The organism is Sporosarcina sp. G11-34 (genome assembly GCF_026931025.1).
The window spans coordinates 157,788-177,458 of sequence record NZ_JAHNZW010000009.1 but is presented as its reverse complement, the minus strand read 5'-3'; the positions used below and the strand labels follow the sequence as shown (position 1 = coordinate 177,458).

General features: G+C 39.3%; 19 protein-coding genes and 1 other annotated feature (1 of these 20 cut by a window edge). Of the genes, 5 read left to right on the top strand and 14 right to left on the bottom strand.

The annotated features are described in order from the left end of the window. Positions 1-199: 199 nt before the first annotated feature. The 5 genes from KSU66_RS14690 to sppA all read right to left on the bottom strand — a co-directional run bounded on the left by KSU66_RS14690 (position 200) and on the right by sppA (position 4,578). Positions 200-1,390: an acetate kinase gene (locus KSU66_RS14690; protein WP_269052219.1), complete on the bottom strand. Its 1,191-nt coding sequence runs from the start codon at positions 1,388-1,390 to the stop codon at positions 200-202. A gap of 67 nt (positions 1,391-1,457) precedes the next feature. Further along, positions 1,458-2,369, bottom strand: a complete 912-nt coding sequence (locus KSU66_RS14685) for a class I SAM-dependent methyltransferase (RefSeq protein WP_269052218.1) — start codon at positions 2,367-2,369, stop codon at positions 1,458-1,460. A 71-nt stretch (positions 2,370-2,440) separates the two neighbouring features. Next, positions 2,441-2,947 carry a thiol peroxidase gene (tpx, locus tag KSU66_RS14680; protein WP_269052217.1) on the bottom strand — a complete coding sequence of 169 codons (507 nt, stop codon included), beginning with the start codon at positions 2,945-2,947 and terminating at the stop codon, positions 2,441-2,443. A 32-nt stretch (positions 2,948-2,979) separates the two neighbouring features. Then, on the bottom strand, positions 2,980-3,555 hold the full coding sequence (locus tag KSU66_RS14675) for an RDD family protein (protein ID WP_269052216.1): 576 nt from the start codon (positions 3,553-3,555) through the stop codon (positions 2,980-2,982). A gap of 12 nt (positions 3,556-3,567) precedes the next feature. Next, positions 3,568-4,578 carry a signal peptide peptidase SppA gene (gene sppA, locus KSU66_RS14670; protein ID WP_269052215.1) on the bottom strand — a complete coding sequence of 337 codons (1,011 nt, stop codon included), beginning with the start codon at positions 4,576-4,578 and terminating at the stop codon, positions 3,568-3,570. Positions 4,579-4,693: 115 nt separating this feature from the next. Between sppA and KSU66_RS14665 the strand changes: the two genes are divergently transcribed. Then, complete coding sequence (locus KSU66_RS14665; RefSeq protein ID WP_269052214.1) at positions 4,694-5,494, top strand: NAD kinase; 801 nt, start codon at positions 4,694-4,696, stop codon at positions 5,492-5,494. A gap of 27 nt (positions 5,495-5,521) precedes the next feature. On the opposite strand, the gene rarD is transcribed toward KSU66_RS14665, so the two are convergent. From rarD to ezrA, 7 genes are all read right to left on the bottom strand, one after another. Then, positions 5,522-6,433 carry an EamA family transporter RarD gene (gene rarD, locus KSU66_RS14660; RefSeq protein WP_269052213.1) on the bottom strand — a complete coding sequence of 304 codons (912 nt, stop codon included), beginning with the start codon at positions 6,431-6,433 and terminating at the stop codon, positions 5,522-5,524. Positions 6,434-6,469: 36 nt separating this feature from the next. Then, positions 6,470-8,038 carry an acyl-CoA synthetase MbcS gene (gene mbcS / locus KSU66_RS14655; protein ID WP_269052212.1) on the bottom strand — a complete coding sequence of 523 codons (1,569 nt, stop codon included), beginning with the start codon at positions 8,036-8,038 and terminating at the stop codon, positions 6,470-6,472. A 152-nt stretch (positions 8,039-8,190) separates the two neighbouring features. Then, positions 8,191-8,391, bottom strand: a complete 201-nt coding sequence (locus KSU66_RS14650) for an alpha/beta-type small acid-soluble spore protein (protein WP_269052211.1) — start codon at positions 8,389-8,391, stop codon at positions 8,191-8,193. 113 nt (positions 8,392-8,504) lie between these two features. Then, the gene (locus tag KSU66_RS14645) at positions 8,505-8,708 is read right to left on the bottom strand and encodes an alpha/beta-type small acid-soluble spore protein (protein WP_269052210.1); all 204 of its coding nucleotides are present in this window, start codon (positions 8,706-8,708) and stop codon (positions 8,505-8,507) included. 100 nt (positions 8,709-8,808) lie between these two features. Beyond that, on the bottom strand, positions 8,809-10,011 hold the full coding sequence (thiI, locus tag KSU66_RS14640; protein WP_269052209.1) for a tRNA uracil 4-sulfurtransferase ThiI: 1,203 nt from the start codon (positions 10,009-10,011) through the stop codon (positions 8,809-8,811). Continuing rightward, positions 9,998-11,143, bottom strand: a complete 1,146-nt coding sequence (locus tag KSU66_RS14635) for a cysteine desulfurase family protein (RefSeq protein WP_269052208.1) — start codon at positions 11,141-11,143, stop codon at positions 9,998-10,000. Before KSU66_RS14635 ends, thiI begins: the two co-directional genes overlap by 14 nt. Before the next feature lie 87 nt (positions 11,144-11,230). Next, positions 11,231-12,931 carry a septation ring formation regulator EzrA gene (ezrA, locus tag KSU66_RS14630; protein ID WP_269052207.1) on the bottom strand — a complete coding sequence of 567 codons (1,701 nt, stop codon included), beginning with the start codon at positions 12,929-12,931 and terminating at the stop codon, positions 11,231-11,233. A gap of 196 nt (positions 12,932-13,127) precedes the next feature. On the opposite strand from ezrA, the gene KSU66_RS14625 reads away from it, so the two are divergent. Next, on the top strand, positions 13,128-13,607 hold the full coding sequence (locus tag KSU66_RS14625; protein WP_269052206.1) for a GAF domain-containing protein: 480 nt from the start codon (positions 13,128-13,130) through the stop codon (positions 13,605-13,607). A gap of 51 nt (positions 13,608-13,658) precedes the next feature. Here KSU66_RS14625 and megL read toward each other — a convergent pair whose 3' ends face one another. Next, on the bottom strand, positions 13,659-14,876 hold the full coding sequence (gene megL, locus KSU66_RS14620; RefSeq protein WP_269052205.1) for a methionine gamma-lyase: 1,218 nt from the start codon (positions 14,874-14,876) through the stop codon (positions 13,659-13,661). Positions 14,877-15,293: 417 nt separating this feature from the next. On the opposite strand from megL, the gene rpsD reads away from it, so the two are divergent. The 3 genes from rpsD (at position 15,294) to KSU66_RS14605 (ending at position 17,934) form a co-directional block, all read left to right on the top strand. Further along, positions 15,294-15,899 carry a 30S ribosomal protein S4 gene (gene rpsD / locus KSU66_RS14615; RefSeq protein WP_269052204.1) on the top strand — a complete coding sequence of 202 codons (606 nt, stop codon included), beginning with the start codon at positions 15,294-15,296 and terminating at the stop codon, positions 15,897-15,899. Positions 15,900-16,151: 252 nt separating this feature from the next. Beyond that, positions 16,152-16,916: a potassium channel family protein gene (locus KSU66_RS14610; RefSeq protein ID WP_269052203.1), complete on the top strand. Its 765-nt coding sequence runs from the start codon at positions 16,152-16,154 to the stop codon at positions 16,914-16,916. Between the two features lie 205 nt (positions 16,917-17,121). Beyond that, positions 17,122-17,934: a cobalamin-binding protein gene (locus KSU66_RS14605; RefSeq protein WP_269052202.1), complete on the top strand. Its 813-nt coding sequence runs from the start codon at positions 17,122-17,124 to the stop codon at positions 17,932-17,934. A 212-nt stretch (positions 17,935-18,146) separates the two neighbouring features. Here KSU66_RS14605 and tyrS read toward each other — a convergent pair whose 3' ends face one another. After that, complete coding sequence (gene tyrS, locus KSU66_RS14600; RefSeq protein WP_269052201.1) at positions 18,147-19,412, bottom strand: tyrosine--tRNA ligase; 1,266 nt, start codon at positions 19,410-19,412, stop codon at positions 18,147-18,149. A gap of 83 nt (positions 19,413-19,495) precedes the next feature. Further along, positions 19,496-19,671 (bottom strand) — a binding site (T-box leader); it runs 22 nt beyond the window's last position.

Sequence of the window (19,671 nt, the reverse complement as noted above, 5' to 3'; positions counted from 1 at the left end):
GTGTTCCTCAGACCGGAGGTTTGCCGCTCGCTTCCTTCAGATTCCATGTCGCCATGGGCACCCTTGCGTTAAGCTAACTGTTACTTCTACCTTCACAGTTCGGGACTTACACCCTATAGATTACGCCCATACTGGGCGCACACAAAAACGAGTTGTTCCGTTAATCCGGAACAACTCGTTTTTATTATGTTATTAGCTTCTACAATCCCGCAACACGAACAGTATCTCTCGCAATCATTACTTCTTCGTCGGTTGGGATAACAAGAACTTTCACCGGAGAGTATGGGTGGCTAATCGACACTTCCATTCCTCGGATGTCATTCAAATCCTTATCGAAATAGACGCCCATGAATTCAAGTCCGGCAAGTACTTTCTCTCGAATAACCGGAGAGTTTTCTCCAATTCCCGCCGTAAATATAATGGCATCGACTCCGCCCATTCTAGCTGCATAAGAACCGATATATTTATGAATTCGATCCGCAAAAACGTCAAGAGCAAGCTGCGCGCGTTCATTACCTTTCGAGGATTCAATTTCAATATCACGTAAATCACTTGAAAAACCGGACAGTGCAAGCATGCCTGATTCCTTGTTTAAAATATTTAAAACTTCTTCAACGGACTTTCCAGTTTGGTCCATAATATAAGGAATAAGTGCGGGGTCAATATTTCCCGAGCGCGTTCCCATTGTTAAACCAGCTAATGGGGTAAAACCCATTGAAGTATCGAGTGATTTTCCACCTTGCACAGCCGCAATACTTGCGCCATTCCCAAGATGACACGAAATAAACCGTGTCGTCTCTAGCGGTCGATTTAATAATTTAGCGGCTCGCTCAGTTACATACTTATGGCTCGTCCCATGAAAACCATATTTTCGTATACCAAACTCCTTATAGTACATTTCCGGTAATGGATACAGAAAAGAACTTTCTGGCATTGTTTGGTGAAAGGCCGTATCAAATATTGCAACAGCGGGTGCAGAAGGTAATGCTTTTCGAAATTCATTAATACCTACTAGATTTGCCGGGTTATGAAGGGGTGCAAGACTAGATAGCTTTTCAAGATGCTCCAAAATATCATCGGTAATCAACACAGAGTCACTGAATACTTCCCCGCCGTGAACTACACGGTGACCGACAGCACCTATTTCATCGTAGGATTGAACGATCCCCTCATTAATTAGCATATCCAGAAGCATTGTTGCTGCCTCAGCATGACTTTTAATATCTTTAATCGTTTTGGTCTTCCCTTGCTTGGATTTTATAGTGAAGATTGAATCAGAAAGACCAATTCGTTCAATTTGACCTATAGCAGTTACTTTCTCACTAGGCATATCAAGAAGTTGAAACTTCAAAGATGAGCTACCAGCATTTATCGCCAAAATATTCGGCATGAAAAACGCTCCTTTCAACAAGCTAGAAGTAGTTGTATGAAATTATTTCATATCAATTTAAATAACTTTACGCCTCAGCTGCCCATATGTCAATTTCTTGAAGAAAACGAGCCATCGCTTGTTTATCCTTCATATCAGGAACTTGCGCAAGAAGAACGTCTGGTGAAGTCTTCTCTTCCAAAAATGGTTTTTGCAAGATTAAGATGCTTTTTTCATGTGCTTTATTTTGGAACAAAGTACTAGGCAATTGAATAATTGCACGAATAATTGTTTTCTTCTTCAAAAACGGCTGTAACTTAACCGTTTGCTCAGTTTCAAATAAGTTTGCTGGAACAACGAATATTCCATAGCCGCCCGGTTTCGTATGACTGATTGACTGCTCTATGAATAAATGATGTGCGTAAGCATGACCTTCTACCGGCATAACTTCATAATTTGAACCGTTGTCATCGTCTGGGTAATAGCCTACAGGTAAATCACTTATTGTAATGTCAACCGGATCTACTAAGAGTGGTCGTAACGCATCTTGTACAAGAAATCTAACCGGCTGTTCTAGTAACTCAGAGATTACAGCAGAGAGCCTTACGAGTAATTCGTCTATTTCTACTGCACTTGCAGTAACATCTTTTCCAATTGCATTCATTACAGTATAAAGTAAATTCCCAGTACCTACAGCTGGATCAAACAGTGTAATGTCCTGTTCTTCTCCAACTAACTTTTCCGCAATGTGGCTAATTAATAAACCAATTGAGTCAGGTGTCATCTGATGATGCGGTTGAGCGTTTTGTTTCATTCCTTTTAATACAGCTAATTGAACGCCACGGCGGATTTCCTCTTTTGTAACATCCTCAGATAGCTTAGGCGTCTCTTCCCCGTTAATCCACTTGTTACACACTTCAATAATCGCTTCTAAATATAGAGACTGCGCCGATTCCGCATATCCATCTATAAATGTAAAAATCTTTTCTGTATTTGTCATTTGGCATCCCTCTACTGAGAAAACCCACCCGTTCCCAGGTGGGTTTAATAATTATTTTGTCTCTTATATGATTATTTTGCTGCTGTTTTGACTGCTGCAATTGCTTTTTCATAGTCCGGGTGATCTGTGGCTTCTGCTACGTACTCAACGTATGTAACCTTATCGTCTTTGTCGACAACAAAAATAGCACGTGTAAGTAAGCGTAGTTCTTCGATAATAACGCCGTAAGCTTCACCGAATGATAAGTCGCGGTGATCCGACAACGTTTGGACAGCTTCAATTCCTTCCGCAACACTCCAACGCTTTTGAGCGAATGGAAGGTCAGCCGAAATCGTTAGGACACTTACGTCCTCACCAAGCGATGTAGCCTCATCATTAAACCGCTTAGTTTGAACTGAACAGACACCAGTATCTAGTGATGGAACCACACTTATAAGTCGAACTGTTCCTTTTAAATCAGAAAATGTTACTGGACTCAAATCATTCGCAAGTACAGTAAAATCCGGTGCGTTATCACCTACTGATACTTCGTTTCCAAGAATTGTAACAGGATCGTTATGAAATGTAACTTTTGTCATTAATAAACGCCTCCCCTTCTATATTTATCTTACTAAACAATTGGAGGGTCTGGCAACTGTTCACCCCTGGCATTTTTCAAATATGGCAATCGACCTTCTTTTTCATACGCATCCTCATGTATAACATACGTTTCTGCAAATATATCATGCAAAGCTTCTTTTTTCGGCATAAATACCACAAGTAAATATGGGAGAACGAGCATTTTCGATATAAATCTTCCAATGATTTCACGGAAAATTAATGCCCCCCAGGTTAGTTTGTCGCCTTGTTGGGAGACAACCTTTATTCCTAGCGCCATTTTTCCAATTGTTTGCTGGAAATACTTCGTCATTAATGTGAAATACATTAAAAATACAATAAGTATCGTTATTTTGTACGGCGTGAAAAATAAAAATATTGGATTCGAAACAGCCAAATCGAATGCCCTAAATACTGGTTTTATGAAAATACCACTGATTGCATACAGAACGATAAGGTCAATTGTATACGCCCAAAATCTTGTCCAAAAACCTGCAAATTTCGGATGAAATGACTCAGAAATCATCTCGGCTGTTTTCGGGGAATGTCCGACAACCGGATTTTCTTGATACTCGCTTTGTTCCGACATGTCTACCCCTCCTTATTTTTCACCATATAAATACATCATTCTTGGCGCGCTATGATCTGATAATAACTTTCCGATTATTTCAGATTCCATATTTCCAGCGAACATTGATTTTGCTTTGAGACCTAATAAAGAACTTAGGCTTTCATCTACCGAGTATTCAAATACTGTTGCATCCTCAAGATTAAAATCACTTTGCATGGCTAAGATAACATCTTCTGCCTTACCATAATCATCAGCAAGCCCCGCCTCAATTGCTTGTCGACCGTTTAATATTCGACCATCTGCAACCTTTTTAACTTCGGCTTCTGACATATCTCGACCGTCGACAATAATTTCGACAAATCGTTCATATGAATCACTAATCATTTCTTCAAGCATTCCACGCTCTTCGTCTGTCATTTCGCGGGAACCACTCATAATGTCCTTATATGGACCTGTTTTTATTGTATTAAATTCAATGCCATGTTTTTCTGCAAGCTTGGCATAGTTCACGCTTTCCATAATAACACCTATTGACCCCGTTATGGTTTCACGGTTTACAAATATTTTGTCAGCCGGCGCTGCCACATAGTAGCCTCCTGAAGCTGCCATGCCACCCATCGAAACGTAGACTGGTATTTCACGGTCTGTCTGGATTTCCCGAATCGCATCGTAAATATCAGCAGATTCAACAACACCGCCACCAGGTGTATTCACTCTGAGCACAACTCCTTTTACAGTTGAGTCCTCATGAATTTCAGCCAATTGATTCATGAAGAACTGATGGTTGTATCCATCTGCTAAAAATGTCGAGACACCACCCAGATCTTGAATAACGCCATCTAGGGAGAGTACAGCGATTTTTTCATTCCCAGCACCTTCTTCAATTACTACTTCGCTATAGCCTGACGAAGAAGTATCCGTCAGGTCATCAAATATACTAGAAAAGTCCTGTGAAAAAACATACGAAAGCGTGTTAATACCCAGCGATAACGCTAGTAGTACGGATGCGACCAATATCGCAACCCATCGTTTAGTTGTCATTAATATTTCCTCCTTTATTTCTTACCATACTCTCATACGTGTATGTACGTCTAAATGTTTCATTTCATGATAAAATAATCAGTATCTGTTAAAATTTATACAAGGGGTGAGTAATATGACTGAACGAATGAATATTTATATTTACAGCAAACATGATGAAGATTCACTTAACAAAAAGTCCATGATTGAAGAAGCACTTATTCATGAGGGTTTTAAAATGTCGGCTGATCATAAGGATGCCAACATTATTCTCAGCGTAGGTAGCGACGGATCTTTTTTACAAGCGGTTCAAAAAACTGGTTTCAGACAAGACTGCCTTTACGCTGGTATTTCGGTTACAGGTAAACAGAGTCTTTATTGCGACTTTGAGTATAATAATCTTTACGAAATGACCCAGACTATTCGCAACGCTGAACTTGAAGTAAGACGGTATCCCCTCCTTGAAGTAACGATTGATGAACATCGTCCATTTTATTGTTTAAACGAATTTAGTATTCGCTCCAATATCATTCGGACTTTCGTACTTGATGTTATCATTGATGGCCGATTGTTTGAAGTATTTCTCGGTGACGGCCTTATCATTTCCACGCCAACAGGTAGCACCGCCTACAACAAATCTGTAAATGGTGCAGTAGTTGACCCACTTCTTGAATGTTATCAGGTCACAGAGCTCGCCTCGGTGAACAATAACAAATACCGAACACTAGGCTCTTCATTTATTTTAAGTGGAGATAGAAAATTACGGTTACGCGTCCATCAAGACGGCAACGATTTCCCGTTAATGGCTGCCGACAACGAAGCCCAAGGTATAAGGCAAGTCGAAAATATCGATATACAGTTAAGTAAGAAAACAATTAAAACCGTAAAGTTAAAAAACAATTCTTTTTGGGAGAAAGTCCAACGTATCTTTTTATAACCTCTGAACTTGAATGAAAAAAGCCGTCTATAATAAATTGACGGCTTTTTTCGACCTTACAACTTCAAATAATTTCGACCCCGCAAATAATATTAACGCCGACCAGATGAATGCAAATGAAAGTAAATGAACTTTTCCGAACGTTTCCCCGTAGATTATCACGCCAAGAAAAAGCATTATTGTCGGTGCAATATATTGAAGGAATCCAACCATATATAACGGCATTATTTGTGAGGCTTTCGCAAATAACACAAGCGGCAATGCCGTTGCGATCCCCGTGAAGATGAGCAACACATCGGTTTTCATGTCCGATTGAAGAAACACCGCACGATCACTTACGAATAGCCAAATATAAAAACCTAAAGCAATCGGCGTAATAAAGAACGTTTCAATAGTTAGGCCACGTAATGCATCCAACTGAATCTGCTTCTTCACAAGACCATATACTGCAAAGCTCATCGCAAGCGCGAATGAAAGCCATGGAAATTTCCCGTATGAAATCGTCAAAATAGCAACACCTATTGCTGCCAGTAAAAATGCTACTTTTTGAGCGTCTGATAATTTCTCTTTCAAGAAAAATATACCAAAAAGTACGGAAACAAGTGGATTTATATAATAACCAAGGCTCGTTTGGACCAGATAGCCTTGATTCACAGCCCATATATATAGAAGCCAGTTCCCCGATATGAGTAAGGAGGCCACGAAGAGCGACCAAAAACTTCGTTGTGATTGCCACAACTTTTTCAAATCTTCTTTCAAATATCGACCGTTTTTCATAAGCAACACGAATAGCAGTGTTGTTATAAATGCCCAAAAAATACGACTTACAAGTATTTCAGCACTTCCCACATTACTTAGGTTCTTCCAATATATTGGCAAGAATCCCCAAATAACATATGCTGATATTGCCATGAGGACACCGTTTCTTTCCCGTCCCATTACGACGCCCCCAATTTAGTTTGTCTCACCAAGTGCTCACTGGTCTCTTTTACGCAGTTCAACACGCATTACTTTTCCCGACGCAGTCTTGGGCATCTCGTCGATAAATTCAATTTTACGCGGGTATTTATAAGGTGCAGTCAAAGCTTTTACATGATCTTGTATCTCTTTAATTAAACCTTCTTCATTTACTCTGCTAGGGTCCCGAAGTACGATAAATGCCTTAACAACATTTCCTCTGACCTCATCCGGACTCGCCACAACGGCACACTCTCGAATAGCCCCATGTTGCAGCAATGCCTCTTCTACTTCAAAGGGCCCTATTGTATAACCTGAACTTATAATAATGTCATCACCACGGCCTTCAAACCAGAAGTAACCATCCTCATCCATCTTTGCCCGATCACCCGTTACATAATAATCCCCACGAAACTGCATACGTGTCCTTTCTGGATCATTTAGGTATTCCTTAAATAATGCAGGTGTAGAAATATGTACAGCAATATCCCCTACCTCACCGGCTGGTGCTGGATTTCCGTGATCGTCAATAATCTCAACACGATTTCCGGGTGTCGGTTTGCCCATCGAACCGGAACGTGATTCCATACCAAGCATCGTTCCAACAAGTAACGTATTTTCAGTTTGACCATAGCCGTCTCTTACCTCTAGTGAAAACATATCTTTAAATGTATCAACCACCTCACGGTTAAGCGGTTCTCCTGCTGACACTGCGCTTCGAATGGATGACAAATCATATTGCGCGATATTCTCGGCAATTGCCATAAATCGATATTCAGTCGGTGTACAACAGATCACATTAACATTATTTTCTTTAATTAATTCGAAATACCTTTTAGCATCAAATTTTCCATCGTAGACCAATCCAGTTGCACCACTGCCAAGAACCGATAGGAATGGTGTCCAAATCCATTTTTGCCATCCCGGAGCTGCAGTTGCCCAGACTACGTCACTTTCTTCAATTCCAAGCCAATTAGCGCCCGTTGTTTTTAAATGGGCATATCCCCAGCCGTGTGTGTGCACGACTCCTTTTGGCGCACCTGTAGTTCCTGATGTATAGGATAAAAATGCAATGTCAGAACTCTTCGTTACAGTGCCCTTGTATTCCGGCGACGCATCAATCATTAGTTCTGTTAATGATTTTTCATTTTTTACAGCTTGTCCAATGACAAATAGTTGAACCCCGTCCATATTTTGAACATCGTCAAACTGGCTTGAAAATGCTTCATATGAAACAACGGCTTTTGCATTACTATGTACTAAACGATAGTCGATGTCAGACGGTCTCAACATTTCCGAACTCGGAATAACTACGAGTCCTGCTTTGAGCGCACCGATATATGTAACATAAGCCTCAATTAATCGCGGAACCATGACTAATACGACATCACCTTTTTCGAGTCCATTCTCTTTAAACACATTGGCCGCCTTGTTAGCTTTCTCCATTAATGTATCGTAAGTAATCTCTTTCTTTGTTCCATCCGCATTTATATATATAAGCGCCTTCATGTTTTCTCCTGTTGCATACTTTTCAAATTCACTTACCACATTATATTGCGCAGGTGCAATTAGCTCTTGTCGATTCATAATAACTCCCCCTTATCATTATTAATTCATTATACTAAGGACTTCAACAGTTTTCAAAAAACTGTTTATTTCACTTCTGTATTTTATCAATAAAAAATAGAAAAGCTGTTCCGAAGAATACTCGGAACAGCTTTTCATTTAACTAATTTTATTTATTTTTGTTGATTTCCGTTCATTTGTTGTTGGGCTTGGCGCACTAATCGCTTAGTTATTTCTCCGCCGACGGAACCGTTGGCACGCGATGTTGCATCAGGTCCCATTTGGACACCAAATTCATTTGCTATTTCATTTTTCATTTGATCAAGCGCCTGTCTTACTCCTGGAACAACTAACTGATTTGAATTGTTCGGCATGATAACACCTCCTTGTGAAATATAGAATGCTCCATATTGTCAAATTCATACTAAGGTATTAATGGTATATCCTGTTCAAATGACAAATTCAGATCTTCTTACAACGGAACTACTTAGTATTGTTGTTGATTTCCGTTCATTTGTTGCTGAGCTTGACGAACTAATCGCTTAGTTATTTCTCCGCCGACAGATCCGTTGGAACGTGATGTAGAATCGGGTCCTAGCTGTACGCCAAATTCTGCTGCGATTTCGTTCTTCATTTGATCGAGTGCCTGTCTTACTCCTGGAACAACTAACTGGTTTGAATTGTTAGGCATGATTAACACCTCCTTGTGACATGTAGAATGCACCGGAATGAAAAAATCATGCGGACTGTAATAGTGGTAAAATATTCATGTGCTTTTCAAACCCCAATAATTAAAGATAGTCTTCAAATTCATCCTTCTGTTGACGCGGTAAATCATAGATTGTTCGATTTTTTACTGCTTCCTCAATCATCGGATCAAAATCAGTAAAACTTTCATAATGCGTAATTTTACTTAATTTCGGCTTCGTTTTAGGCTTTGATGGCGTGAAAATTGTGCAGCAATCCTCGTACGGGCGAATGGATATCTCATAAGTTCCAATTTCTTTTGCGATATCGATAATTTCAAGTTTATCGGAAGAAATAAGCGGGCGTAGAATCGGCGTTGATGTAACTGCATTAATAGCAGTTAAACTTTCTAACGTCTGACTCGCTACTTGCCCGAGACTTTCTCCTGAAATAATACCCAAAGCTTCTGTTTCAACACGGACTTTATCAGCAATTTGCATCATAATTCTTCGTGTTGTCGTCATGGAAGCACCGTCTGGAATTTTATTGACAATTGTTTGTTGAATTTCAGTAAACGGAATAACATGAAGTCGTACCGACGCACCGAACGAACTTAATTTTTCTGCAAGGTCAATAACCTTCTGTTTTGCAAGTTCGCTCGTAAAAGGCGGACTTTCAAAATGAATTGCATCAATTGCAACTCCGCGCTTCATCATAAGGTAGCCTGCAACCGGGCTGTCAATTCCTCCTGATAACATGAGAAGTGATTTTCCGTTCGATCCAACGGGCATACCTGTTGCACCTGGATATACTTTAGACGTAAGGAAAGCACCTTCACTTCTTATTTCCACGAGCAATAAAATATCTGGATTTTGCAAATTTACACTTAGACCTGGAAAAGTACGTAACACTTGTGCACCAATCATTTGTTGTAATTCATGTGTCACATATGGGAAGGATTTATCTGTTCTTCTAATTTCCACTTTAAAAGTTTTTCCTTCAGTTTCATCTGAACCGACTACATCAATCGCAGTTTTATAAATATCATCCATAGTCGTTTCACATTTAGCTACTGGGCTAAATGATTGAATACCAAAAACATGTGGTAATCGCTTGATTGCTTCTTCCATATCATCATAGTCATCCGCGAACAGATACATACGGTCACGTTCAGGTTTAATTACTACTGATTGAAGATCAATTAATGCGGTTTCTATATTTTTCTTTAATCTTCTTACAAAATGACTTCGATTTCGACCTTTTAATGATAGTTCACCGTATCGTATTAATAATTCATTCCATTTCATATGTCTTTCCCCTTTCGAGCAAATTTGTAAAGTCTGTAAATACTTTTTCAAATTCTTCAATATGCTCGTCTGTTGTATTGTTTCCAAAACTGATTCTTATAACGCCGTGTTTGTATTTTTCCGATAATCGAATTGCATCAATCACATGTCCAGCTCGACCGCTTTTTGAAGAGCAAGCACTGGACGTCGAAATAATTATTCCATTTTCTTGAAAGTAATTTACTGCGACTTCACCTTTTATATGATGGAATGCGATAGATAAAATATGGGGAGCACTATTCTCTTTAGAAATGATAATGACATCTTTCGTGCCTTTTATGTAGTTAATCAATCGATTTCTCCATTGCTCATATTGCTCCGCCTTATTATTCTCATTAACCAATCGCATGGCACGTGCAAGTGCTGCTGCATCTGGCACCGATACCGTTCCACTTCGGATTCCAAACTCTTGTCCACCACCGTAATTGATAGCCATTGGTTTCAGTCTTTTTCGCGTAATCAATGCGCCAGAAGCTTTTAGTCCATGTATTTTATGAGCGGAAACACTGATTGCGTCTGGTCCACCTTCTCCTAGTGTTACTGACAGTTTTCCAAAACTTTGAATTGTATCCGAATGAAATAATGCCCTAGAATTTTCTTTTATTACTTTTGCACATTCTTCTATCGGCTGAATTGTCCCAACCTCATTATTTACATGCATAATACTGACTACTGTTGTGTCTTCTCGAAGTTTGTTTCGAAGTTCATCAATTGAAATTAGTCCATCCTCATCGACTGATAAGTAATCAACTTCGAATCCTTCCTTCTCTAGTTGCTGTGCAGCGTAAAGTATTGATGGATGTTCAATTATTGTCGTAATAATATGCATCCCTCTTGAAACAAGTTTACGTGCGAAACCGAACAACGCTAAATTATTTGCTTCCGTTCCACCAGAAGTGAAAATTACTTCACCATCTGAAGCACCAACTATCGATAATATTTGTTCGCGTGATCTGTCTAGCAACGATTCCGCGTCTTTTCCGGCGCGGTGTAATGAAGCTGGGTTTGCATAGAACCTTCTATTTACCTCAGAAAAAGATGACAGCACTTCCTCACTAGGAGCTGTCGTTGCACTGTTGTCTAAATATATCATAAAACCGTCCCTCTCATTTTTTCATTAATAAGCGTGACAAAGCCACCTGCACGCAACGTGCGGTGGCTTTGTTTACTAAAACCAACTTCAACTATTCTCCTGCACAAGTTCTTCAATGCGTTTCATAGCACCTGGCTCAACAGCTTCAACAGCTATTGCAGCCTCTTCAAGTGCTTTAGTATACCTGAATTCCCTAAAGGATTCTTCTGCTTCTAATAGTTGCATATGTACTTCTTGATTTGTAGTTCTGTAGCGGTTGCCATATTGAATAATTCTTTCGATGAGCATAACATTTTCAAGTAATTCTTCAACCTTATTGCTTACATCTTCAATGGAACTTTTTGCGTTTTCTAAATAACTATTTACAAGATTCATATTCAGCGGCACTTCTTCTAAACTTTGCCTTACTATGTAGATTTGCTCTTCTGCCTCTTCTAGTCGAACGTCCATATCAGCAGGTATTCCAGGTATATTCCCCCTGGAAAGCGAACGATCTGTATCCTGTAATTTCCGTGTTAATTTTTCGATTTCCACTCTTACACTATTTTCATCGTTTCGTAAGCTTTTTATTCGCTCCACGAAACTATCGCTAACCTCAGCAATTTGTTCAAGCTCGATTGTCATAGTTTGGAGTTCTTCTTGTAAACTAGAATAAGCTGACTTCTCTTCTTCAAGCACTGAGGATAGTTGTTCGAATCTCTTTTCTAACTGCTCTAGTTTCTCTACTGATTCATTTGGAATTTTGGCTTCCTCTTCATTCAATCTATAACTTTGCTGAACAAATGTCGCCTCTTTAGATGTTTCTCTGATTGACTTCGCTACGTCACTTAATTTATCGGCGGTTGTTTGATAATAATTTTCGACAAAATTCCTTGCAATTACTTCATTTTCCAAAGCATCATAAAAGGATTCCAATTGATTGTGGAGCTTTTCTGTTTCCTCATGGAGTAATTCCATTTGTAACACGCTCAGTTTTCCAATGAGGTCCTCAATTTCGTTTTCCATTTTATTGAGTTTGCTTGGTATACTCAAGTGCCCTAAATAGTATGACTGCTCTTCCATTTCTCTTGTACCGTTTCTTAATTCACGGATAGAAGCTGGAATTTTATTTTGTAGCTCTGTTAGAAGTATTGGAATTTGATCAATCAACGGGAAAATAGTTTGGCCCTTTTCCGTCAAAGCAATTACAATTTCGCGCGCTTGCAAGTAATTTCCGTTCTCCGTTAACTCATCATACTCTTCAAATAACGCATTGAAAGAATCAAGTTCAGATTCTAACGGTCTGACGGCTTTGCCAAAGGAATGTTGTCGGGCAAGAACCTTTTTTCTTGCTGTTCGGTGTTCGTCTTTCAACACCTCAATTTCAACACGGTTCTTTTCTTCACTACCGACAAGCTCATCTAACTCCGACAGAATCTCACTCATCTTCGTATTGCAGTATTCAATTTTCTCTTCTATGACTGCCTCTACCTTTGTCGCTTTCCCATAATGAAAGCGATCTACAAACTCTTCGGCATCAAATAAAAGCGAATCAATTTCAATCATATGAAGGTCCATTACCTCAGTCCATTCATATCTCCAGCGTTCAAACTTCTCTTCAGTTTCACCAGTCATATTTAATTGTTTAATTTTCGTCATTTCTTCAAATATTGGTTTGTGTTGTATTTGCAACTTATTCTGTTCAAGCTTTGCGATTTGACGTATGTGCTTCCGTCTTAATAAGAAGGCTATGATTGTCAGTATAATAAGTGCAATAATTGGAATGATAAAATAATAATAATTAGTCATCGTGGCCCTCCTGTTTGAAAATAACTATATGCTTATATTATCCCATAACTAAACGAATTTGAACACCGTTAACTCGAAAAATAAAAAACTTTAGGTATATCACACTTATTTTGTCGAATAAGCATGCGTTATTTGTAAATGATTGTTGTCAATTGTATACTTAATTATCAACCTACCATATCTAAGGGGTGTTACCTTGTTAACCAAAGACAATCAAATTAATGACACGACTAAAAGGTACAGTCAACTTTCTAGTCAGCTAGATGCGTTACTAACGGGTGAAAGCAATGTCGTTGCTAATTTAAGCAATGCTTCAGCTTTGTTAAACCAATTTTTCGATCGTATTAACTGGGTTGGCTTTTATTTAATGGAAGACGGAGAACTCGTTCTTGGACCATTCCAGGGACTACCAGCCTGTATACGGATTCCTGTCGGCAAAGGCGTCTGCGGTACCGCTGTGGCCAAGAAACAATCAATTATTGTTCCTGACGTCGACGAATTCCCCGGACACATCGTTTGCGATGCGGCTTCCCAATCAGAAATTGTTATTCCTCTAATAAAAGACGGAGTCGTACTCGGTGTACTTGATATTGATAGTCCCGAGCTTAATCGTTTTTCAGAAGATGACCGTATTGGCCTTGAAGAAGTAATTCAGGTACTTATTAAACATATCTAAATAATAAAAACTGCCCTGCATCCTTTATGATATCGGATGCTAGGGCAGTTTTTACTTTATTTTCTTCCCATCATTTACCTTTTCTAACTTTTCAAATGCACCTTCTAAATCCTTGATTAGATCATCGGCATATTCAAGACCAACGGATAAACGTAATAAGGAGTTTGAAATGCCCATAGCCAAACGATCGTCTTCAGGGACAACTGAATGCGTCATTGTTGCCGGGTGTTGAATGAGCGTTTCAGCATCACCCAAGCTAACTGCAATCTTAATGAGCGACAAACTATCCATAAACAGCTGTGCACTCTCTTGTCCACCTTTAATCGTAAACGAAATTAACCCACCGCCGGCGCTCATTTGACGTTTCGCAATATCATATTGTGGATTGTCTACATCGAACGGATAAAAAGTCTCCTCTACCAATGGATGCCCCTTGATATAGTTCACTAGTTTTTCCGCATTGGAAGTATGACGTTCCATTCGGACAGACATTGTTTTTAAACCACGTATTAAAAGCCACGCGTCAAATGGTGAGATGATTCCTCCATAGTCTTTTTGAATAGACATACGAATTTGTTCAATTTCTTCTTTATCATTCCCAACTAATAAACCTGCGATGACATCGCCGTGTCCATTGATATACTTAGTCGCACTATGCAGAACAAAATCTGCTCCGATTGTTAATGGATTTTGTAAATATGGTGATGAAAACGTGTTATCCACAACAACACGTAATCCGTGTCGTTTCGCAACAGCTGCAACTGCATAAAGATCTACTAGTTCCATTGTTGGGTTTATTGGTGTTTCTATATATATACAAACAGTTTCCGGTCTAATCGCTTTTTCAATCTCTTCTTCGGTCCTCATTTGAATCAAATCGTGTGTAATATTATACTTCTCTTCCATAGTAGAAAGTAATCCGAATGTGCAACCATATATTCCGCGTGAACAAAGTATATGATCCCCAGTCTTTGTTAAATGAACGAGGATTGAACTCACAGCGGCCATGCCTGAGCCAAACGCCAATGTCCCTTTCCCATGCTCAAGAGCCGTCATCCTATCTTCCAAGACTCTAACAGTTGGGTTTCCAAGCCTTGAGTAAATCGGCCCTTCTTCCACACCTGAAAAACGGTTTTCACCTTGTTTAGCTGTTTCGAACTCAAATGTAGACGTTTGGTAGAGCGGAACTGCTAAACTTCCTTGATGCGATTTACTATCGTACCCTTCGTGAACGACTAACGTATCTTTGTGTAACCTGTTCTCTGTCATTTAAAGCACCCCTTATCTCCTGTAAACGCTAACACTTATTTCTATTGTACTACTTTTCTGTTAAAAGGAAAAGAGCATAACCCAGGTTTCATAAGTAATGCGTTTCTAGCAGTGCTACATTTAAATTGCTTTAAATGTTCCATCTAAAGTTGTTGCTTGACTCTTCTCTTTTAAATTGTTATGCTGTTCTTTGTGTAAAATAGTTGCAGCAGTTATGTGTTTCGGTCTGTTCAGTCTATTCCTTTTAATAGGTGCACCGCGTAACCTCCTGGCTGCGGAGGCGAAGTTGCAAGATTATAGAATGACTACCGAATTGAACATATCTGGTCTTATTTTACAACAAAGCTTTTCCAAAACGTACCTTGTTTTGGAAACAGGTTACCATAAAATAAAACCAAATCAGAGGAGGAGTCAATTATGGCTCGCTATACAGGTCCAGCATGGAAATTATCCCGCCGACTCGGCATTTCACTTTCAGGTACAGGTAAAGAAATTGAAAAACGTCCGTACGCACCAGGACAACACGGTCCTACTCAACGCATTAAGCTTTCTGAGTACGGAATGCAATTACAAGAAAAACAAAAACTTCGTTTCATGTTCGGTGTAAACGAACGTCAATTTAGAACACTATTCAACAAAGCTGGTAAAATGCCAGGTAAACACGGTGAAAACTTCATGATTCTTCTTGAAACTCGCCTAGATAACGTAGTATACCGCATGGGTCTTGCACGCACTCGTCGTGCTTCACGCCAACTCGTTAACCACGGTCACATTTTGGTTGATGGCAAACGTGTTGACATCCCTTCATTCAGCGTTAAACCAGGACAAGAAATTTCTCTTCGCGAGAAATCTCAAAACCTTGACGTTGTAAACGAAGCACTTTCAGTGAACAGCTTTGTTCCTGAATATGTTACATTCGACGCTGAAACTAAAAAAGGTCAATTCGTTCGTATGGCTGAACGTAGTGAACTTGCAGCAGAAATTAACGAACAACTTATCGTTGAATTCTACAGCAGGAAGTAATACTGAATCATTCTAAACCCTTGAAGTTGAGTAAATCAACTTCAAGGGTTTTTTTGTTTAAATTTATGAGCTTGTGGTAGATGATTTATATAATTTGGTTCTTCGGATAATGATGGAACCATTCACTATGAGCTTTCACTATTTCTAAATGCAATGATAGTTTTGATTGATTTAGTCGATTGTGACTTAGAGATATAAAGAAGGACTCTTTCTTCTTTTGTCGAATGGTGATGAAAAGGGGTGATTTATTCTTTGGTTAGAAATAGATTAACGTTAATTTACGAAGCTGTTATGTTCACCCTAGCTATTATATCCGTCTCTTTCATCTGGGTTGAAAACGCATCACTGAAATTTGTCGATACAGCAATTTGGGTGATATTTGTAATCGATGTATCTGCTCGCTTCATAAAAAGTGAAAGCAAATTAGAATACATAAAGAAAAACCCGTTCGATATCATTGCAATCATTCCCTTTGATTCTATATTCAGGTTGGCAAGACTGGTAAGATTAATTCGAGTGATCCGTGCCCTAACTATCGCAAAACGATTTGCAGGACCATTCTTCGGCATATTGAAAACAAATGGTTTAGAAAAGGTCATAGCCGCAAGTGCCATATTAATTTTAATTGCAGCTGTACCGATTCGTTTTGTTGAGCCGTCTATCAATACGTATGCAGACGCGATTTGGTGGAGCTCAGTCACTGCAACTGCAATTGGCTATGAAGCTGCGGAAACTGTCGTTGGTCGTTTGATTGCTGCGGTACTAATGATTGTAGGCATAGGGTTACTTGGAATGATCACAGGTTCTATTGCAACATACTTTATAAATGGTGCGGAAAAAGAAGACCCGACCATCGCTTATATGAAGGGACAAATGGACCGATTAGATGAATTGAACGAAAGAGAAATTGATGCGATTATAGCGATTTTGAAAACGTCAAAAAAGAAAATTATACCGAGTAAAAAGCGCCCTTCGCAAGGCTCGTTCATTAATACTAACCAACAACAAACAAAATAAGTTAATGAACAATCCTACATAATACCGAAAGAAGAGTCCTAACATCGTTTGGTAATTTGTTAACGCTCAGCTTTACTCGTTTAGGAAAGATTTCTCGGTGGACTTACGAAATTACAAACTACAAGAGCTATAACTTTTATGTGTTCTGTAGTGAAAACAATTTCTTTATGCTAAACGGCTCATAAATAATTAAGGGGTGCTATATATGAAACTTATTTCAATTTGCCCAAGTAATACAGAACTACTCGCCTACCTTGGGTTAATCGACCAACTTGTTGCAATCGATGACTTTTCCGACTGGCCAGCGTCTATCAATAATTTACCTAAATTGGGACCTGACCTTTCAATTGATATCGATAAACTGGAATCATTTAAACCCGATTTAGTGTTAGCATCGCTTAGTGTACCCGGGATGGAAAAGAATATTGCTGAACTTGAAAGACGACAAATTCCTCATCTTATACTAGATCCACAAAGTCTTGATAATATCGCAGAAGATCTTTTAACTGTTGGTAAAGCATGTGGTATCGAGGATCATGCTAAAAAGGTTGCATCAGAATATTTATCTTTCATTGATGAAATGAAAAAACGTGCAGGCACTGTTGCTGAAACGCCTACGCTTTATTGGGAATGGTGGCCTAAACCGATATTCACACCCGGCCGCATAAACTGGCTGACCGAAATTAGCGAAATCGCTGGTGGTTTAAATGAATTTCGCGACGTAGAACTTGCAAATGTCCAGACTGACTGGGACGATGTGTTGGAAAGAGCCCCTGATTATATCTTACTCGCTTGGGTCGGTGTACGGACCGATAAAGTAAAAAAAGAAGTCGTTTTGAAAAGACCAGGTTGGAAAGAGCTATCTGCAATTCAAAACAACCGTTTTCCAATTATGGAAGAAGAACTATACTGTCGCCCTTCCCCACGTCTTTTGGAAGGCGCATTGAAGTTAGGCAAAATGATTCATCCAGATGTTTATGAAGATTTATCACTACCAGAATGGGTAGTAACTATTTGATTTCAAAAAAGACTGCTATCCACAATAATGGGTAGCAGTCTTTAATTAGTTACTTTTTATGCATATTTATAGCACTTATTCGCGCGTGTACGAATTTATGCGCCCTCGCCAAGAGTTATGCGCCGGAAAAACAGTTTATGCGCCGCTACAACTATTTATGCGTAACACGTACAATTTATGCACCACAAGGCAAAAATACGTTAACTAATATTTTAAACGAACTTCACCATCGAATAGTTTCTTCTTCCGCGGCGAACAATTGTAAATTGATCTTCCAAACGATCTTCGGCACTCACTTCATAAGCTGTATCTGTTACTCTTTCTCCGTTCAATGAAATCGCACCGTTCTTTACATCTTCTCTTCCCTGGCGTTTAGATGATGAAATACCCGCTTCAACGATGAAGTCTACAATATTCTTATCTTCTTTCGCCATTTCAGATGAAGGTACGTCTTTGAAAGCATCGCGCATTTCATCCGCAGAAAGTGTTTTTAAATCTCCGCTAAATAACGCTTGAGATATGCGAATCGCCTGGTCTAATGCCTCTTGTCCGTGAACAAGTCGCGTCATTTCTTCAGCAAGTGTTTTCTGTCCAATTCGTAAATGCGGCTCTTCTTGGACAGAGACTTCTAGCGCTTCAATTTCTTCACGTTCAATAAATGTGAAGATTTTCATGTACTTGATGACATCGGCGTCTGCTGTATTAATCCAGAATTGGTAAAACTCATATGGAGATGTCTTTTTCGCATCGAGCCATACAGCACCACCCGCTGATTTCCCGAACTTTGTGCCGTCCGCTTTAGTAACAAGTGGAATCGTAATTCCAAATGCTTTCGTTTCTTCCTCATGTGTTTTGCGGATAATTTCAAGTCCAGTCGTAATATTCCCCCACTGATCCGAGCCACCAATTTGAACACGACAACCGTAGTTATTATAAAGGTGATTAAAATCGATTGCTTGAATCAGCATGTAAGAAAACTCCGTGAATGAAATGCCATCTTCCAGACGTGATGCGACATTATCTTTAGCCAGCATGTAGTTAACGCCTAATAGTTTTCCGTAATCACGTAGAAATTCAATGATGCTTAATGAGCCAATCCAGTCATTATTGTTCACCATTTTTGCGCCATTTTCAGCATTGAAGTCAAATATTCTTTCCATCTGCTTCGTAATACCAACAACGTTATCGTCAATTTGATCAGTCGTTTGAAGTATTCTCTCTTCCGAACGACCAGATGGATCTCCGATCATACCCGTCGCTCCGCCAACAAGTAACATTGGACGATGCCCGTGATTTTGGAACCGGCGTAGCGTTAAAAGTGGAACGATATGACCAATATGCATGCTGTCAGCCGTTGGATCCACACCACAGTATAGTGAAATCTTTTCGTTTGATAATAATTCTTCAAGACCCTTTTCGTCGGTTTGTTGGTATAACAAGCCTCTCCACTTTAGATCTTCCATTAATGCGTTTGTCATTTGAACTCCTCCTATTATCTAAAAATCATAAAGCGAACACTTAAAACTGAACACAAAAAATCCCCACACGATTAAAAAAATCATGCAGGGACGCTAGTTTTAAAGTAACGCGGTACCACCCAGCTTGAGAATAAAAATTCTCCGCTCGAAACGTAATAACGCTACGTGTGCGCCACACTCCAAAGTTGTAATTCATGTACAGTCTACCGAACAGCTTTCACCTGCCGCTGCCTCTCTAAACGGTTCCTCTGACACTACT